The 4,110-nt window shown below is 74.5% G+C and carries 5 protein-coding genes; 3 read left to right on the plus strand and 2 right to left on the minus strand.

Annotation, left to right across the window (positions count from 1 at the left end; translation table 11 throughout):
• The first annotated feature begins 50 nt into the window (after positions 1-50).
• The 3 genes from H5J30_RS20315 to H5J30_RS20325 all read left to right on the plus strand — a co-directional run bounded on the left by H5J30_RS20315 (position 51) and on the right by H5J30_RS20325 (position 2,348).
• Positions 51-686, plus strand: a complete 636-nt coding sequence (locus tag H5J30_RS20315) for a DUF6758 family protein (protein ID WP_101421731.1) — start codon at positions 51-53, stop codon at positions 684-686.
• Between the two features lie 112 nt (positions 687-798).
• A complete protein-coding gene (locus H5J30_RS20320; protein WP_181788832.1) occupies positions 799-1,644 on the plus strand; it encodes a PHP domain-containing protein in 846 nt (281 codons plus the stop codon).
• Positions 1,645-1,742: 98 nt separating this feature from the next.
• Positions 1,743-2,348 (plus strand): MarC family protein, encoded by a 606-nt coding sequence (locus H5J30_RS20325; RefSeq protein ID WP_181788833.1) that lies wholly within the window; start codon positions 1,743-1,745, stop codon positions 2,346-2,348.
• A gap of 16 nt (positions 2,349-2,364) precedes the next feature.
• Here H5J30_RS20325 and soxR read toward each other — a convergent pair whose 3' ends face one another.
• Both soxR and H5J30_RS20335 read right to left on the minus strand, forming a co-directional pair.
• The gene (gene soxR / locus H5J30_RS20330; RefSeq protein WP_018834994.1) at positions 2,365-2,820 is read right to left on the minus strand and encodes a redox-sensitive transcriptional activator SoxR; all 456 of its coding nucleotides are present in this window, start codon (positions 2,818-2,820) and stop codon (positions 2,365-2,367) included.
• Positions 2,821-2,871: 51 nt separating this feature from the next.
• Positions 2,872-3,735, minus strand: a complete 864-nt coding sequence (locus tag H5J30_RS20335; RefSeq protein WP_181788834.1) for an alpha/beta fold hydrolase — start codon at positions 3,733-3,735, stop codon at positions 2,872-2,874.
• Between the last annotated feature and the right edge of the window lie 375 nt (positions 3,736-4,110).

Genomic DNA, 4,110 nt, shown 5'->3' on the forward strand with positions numbered 1-4,110 from the left:
CGGGTGATCGTCCTTGACGGCGCGGCGGCCGGAGAGGACCGTAAGTTCCTATGAGGGGCGAACCCAGTTGCCCGAAGTGCGGCGGGCGGGTCAGGGCGCCCGGTCTCTTCACCGACTCGTGGCAGTGTGAGCGGCACGGACCCGTGCAGCCGCTGCAGCCCGTCATACCGCCCAGCGTCGAGGCGCTGGGGGTGGTGGTGCACCGGGCGCAGGTACCGGTGTGGATGCCGTGGCCGCTCCCCCTGGGCTGGCTGTTCACCGGCGTCGCCAACGCGGGCGACGACCGCAGCGGCGGCCGCGCCACCGCCGTCGCCTGCTCGGGACCCGGCCCGCTGGGCGGGCCGGGCGAGCTGATCCTCGTCGCCGAGGAGCTGGGCGTAGGACTCGGCGCGCGCTTCGCCGGCGTCCAGGGCCCCGACCCCGGGCCGGGCATGTGCACCGACAAGCCGCCGGACGCCAAGGTCATCGCCGCCGGCCGGCCCACCCCGCTGTGGCACGTCGGCGGCGTGCCCGCGGACCGGGCCGTCTTCGCCGGGGAGGCGCGCGGGCTGTGGCTGTGGGCGGTGGTCTGGCCGGAGCAGTCCGGGCTGCTGCTCTACGACGAGCTGGTGCTCACCGATCTGCGGGACGCCGGCGCGGAGATCGAGCTGCTGCCGTGCGGGGCACTGTCGCCGCGGTTGCTGTAGCGGGGGGCGCGCGGCCGGTGTGGGGGAAGCCGCACCTTCTCGGTTGGACACCCGCCCCGGCCCGTAAGCTGGGTGCCTCCCAGCGACCCCGAGCCCGTGCGAGGTACCGTCCGTGCGCATCGACCTGCATACCCACTCCGCCGATTCGGACGGCACGGACACCCCCGCCGAGCTGGTGCGCAAAGCGGCGGCCGAGGGTCTGGACGTCGTCGCGCTCACCGACCACGACGGCGTCGGCGGCCACGCCGAGGCGATCGAGGCGCTGCCCGACGGGCTGACCCTCGTCCCGGGCATGGAGCTGTCCTGCGACCTCGACGGCGTCAGCCTGCACATGCTCGCGTACCTCTTCGACCCCGAGGAGCCGGAGCTGACCCGCGAGCGCGACGCCGTGCGCAACGACCGGGTGCGCCGGGCGCGGCTGATGACGGAGCGGCTGATCGAGCTGGGCGTGCCCCTCACCTGGCAGCGGGTGCGGGAGATCGCCGGCGAGGGCGCCATCGCCCGGCCGCACGTGGCCAGCGCGATGGTCGAGGCGGGCGTCGTCGACTCGGTGCAGGACGCGTTCACCGACGAGTGGATCGGCTCCGGCGGCCGGGCGTACGTGGAGAAGCACGAACTCGACCCCTTCGACGCCATCCGCCTGATCAAGGGCGCCGGCGGCGTCACGGTCTTCGCCCACCCGCGGGCGGTCAAGCGCGGCGTCTGCCTGCCGGAGAGCGCGGTCGCGGAGCTGGCCGCGGCCGGGCTCGACGGCATCGAGGTGGACCACATGGACCACGACGAGGAGACCCGCGCCCAGCTCCGCGCCACAGCCGCCGACCTGGGCCTGCTGGCCACGGGCTCCAGCGACTACCACGGCGCCCGCAAGACGTGCCGCCTCGGCGAGTTCACGACGGCCCCCGAGGTCTACGAGCAGATCGTGGACCGCGCCACGGGCGCGTCCCCGATCAAGCGCTAGCCGGGCGGCCCGGTGGGCAGGCGCGTCGCTCCGCGGGGTGGGTGGCGCGCGGCTGCCCGCCGGGGTTCGATCCGTGCGGGACGCCTTAAGCTCCTCGCGTGTTCGATCTCGCCCTCTTCGGGTCGGTCTTCGTCACGCTGTTCGTGATCATGGACCCGCCCGGCACCACGCCGATCTTCCTCGCGCTCACCTCGGGCCGCCCCCTGAAGGTGCAGCGCAAGATGGCCCTCCAGGCGGCGGCCGTCGCGTTCGGGGTGATCGCGGTGTTCGCCGTCGGCGGCCAGCAGATCCTCGACTACCTGCACGTCTCCGTACCGGCCCTGATGGTCGCGGGCGGGCTGCTGCTCCTGCTGATCTCCCTCGACCTGCTCACCGGCAAGGCCGAGGAGCCAACCCAGACCAAGGACGTCAACGCGGCCCTCGTACCGCTGGGGATGCCGCTGCTCGCCGGGCCCGGGGCGATCGTGACCGTCATCCTGGCGGTGCAGGACGCGGCCGGGGTGAAGGAGGAGCTGGCGGTATGGGCGGCGATCGTCGCCATCCACCTCGTGCTGTGGGTGACGATGCGCTATTCGCTGCTGATCATCCGCGTCATCAAGGAAGGCGGTGTCGTCCTGGTGTCGCGCCTGGCCGGGATGCTGCTGGCGACGATCGCGGTACAGCAGATCGCCAACGGCGTCACGGAGTTCATCCGGCAGGCGTGAGGCGCGTACCGCCTCGTCACACCCCGAGGCCGCGGGCGCCCGGGCCGCGTTCGCCGAGGCGGTCGTCGGTGTTGGCCAGCGCGCACTTGTCGAGCGACAGGCAGCCGCAGCCGATGCACTCGGTGAGGTTGTCGCGCAGCCGCTCCAGCCGGCGGATGTGGGTGTTGAGGTCCTTGCGCCAGCCTTCCGACAGCTGCGCCCAGTCGGCGCGGTTCGGCGTGCGGCCCTCCGGGAGCACCGCGAGCGCCTCGCGGATCGCCGCCAGCGGGATCCCCACGCGCTGCGAGGCGCGGATGAACGCGACCCGGCGCAGGGTGTCCCGGGAGAAGCGGCGCTGGTTGCCGGAGGTGCGGCGGCTGCTGATCAGGCCCTGGCGCTCGTAGAAGCGCAGCGCGGACTGCGGGACTCCGCTGCGGTCGGACAGCTCGCCGATGGTGGCTTCCTTGGCCCGCGGGGACAGGTGGTGCGTCATGCCGCCAGCGTAACTTGACCTCAACCGCGGTTGAGGTTGGACGATGTCCGGTCAGCCGGCGGCCCGGTCGGCCGACCAGAACGCGGCGAGCGCGGCGGCGGTCTCGGCGGGGCGGTCGACGTTGGGGGAGTGGTCGGCGCCGCCGACGACCGTGCGACGGGCTTGCAGCCGGTGCGCCATGTCGTCCATCTGCGCCACGGGCCAGACGTAGTCGGACTCGCCGGTGAGCACGTGTACGGGCAGCGGCACGCCGGCCAGCTCCGCGGTCCTGTCGGCCTCCTCGCACAGCTGCCGGGCGGTGGCGACGAGCTGGCCGGGGCTGGTGCCGAGCCAGCGGCGGTGCAGGAAGTCCGCGACGTCGTCGGGTACGGCGGGGGTGCCGGGCGGGTCGAAGGCGCGCATGGCCTGCCAGACGGTCTCCATGTCGTACGTCGTCAGGGCGTCGGCGAGGAGCTTCGCGCGGGACTGCTGCTCGTCGCAGACGATGCCGGGGCCGCTGCTCATGAGGGTGAGCGAGGAGAACGCGCCGGGGGCGCGGAGGACGGCGGCGCGGGCGACGTGGCCGCCGTGGGAGTGCCCGAGGAGGTGGGGCGGGGGGCCGTCCGCGGCGCCGAGTGCGGCACCCAGCGCGAGGACGTCCTGAGCGAGTTCGTCCTGCGTGTACGCGTCCTCGTCCTTCGGGCCTGCCGACTCGTACTGCCCGCGGCCGTCGACGGCGACCACGCGGTAGCCGGCGGCGGCGAGGGGTTCGAGCAGGGCGATGAAGTCCTCCTTGCTGCCCGTGAACCCGGGCACCAGGAGCGCGGTCCCGCGTACGGGCCGCCCGGCCCGCAGCGCGGCGAACGCCCCGCGCGGGGTCTCGACCCGCAGGGCCTCGGCCCCGGCCGGCAACGCGACGAACGGCGGCTTGCTCATCCCCCGACCCTAGCCCCGGCTGTACGTGCCCCGGTCACCTACCCCGCTCCGCGGGCGCGGGCAGGGGAAGAGGCGGGACGCCGGCTCCGGCCGGACCGGACCACCGGTGGCACGCGACACGGATACCGGTCGCCGGCCGCGCCGCTCGTGCGGTTCACCCCTGCGGGTCGCGGTCGCCACGTACGGCGGCCCCGTCCCCGCTCGCGGACACACCGCGGGCCCGGGCCGTACGTCGTGACGTACGGCCCGGGCCCGAAAGGGTTCTGCTACTCCGCCGCAGGCGCGCTCGCGTTGCCGCTGCGGGTGCGGCGACGGCGGCGGCGCGGCTTGCGGGCCGCGGCGTCCGCCGCGTCCGCACCCGTGCTCGCAGTCGCG

Origin of the sequence: Streptomyces phytophilus (genome assembly GCF_013870535.1) — a bacterium.
GTDB classification, from domain to species: Bacteria; Actinomycetota; Actinomycetes; order Streptomycetales; family Streptomycetaceae; genus Streptomyces; species Streptomyces phytophilus.

What these genes read in the sequence shown, in the direction of transcription:
- H5J30_RS20315 (WP_101421731.1), top strand. Translation starts at nt 51, where the DNA reads ATGAGGGGCGAACCCAGTTGCCCGAAGTGCGGCGGGCGGGTCAGGGCG.
- soxR (WP_018834994.1), bottom strand. Translation starts at nt 2,820, where the DNA reads ATGACGCACCACCTGTCCCCGCGGGCCAAGGAAGCCACCATCGGCGAG.
- H5J30_RS20335 (WP_181788834.1), bottom strand. Translation starts at nt 3,735, where the DNA reads ATGAGCAAGCCGCCGTTCGTCGCGTTGCCGGCCGGGGCCGAGGCCCTG.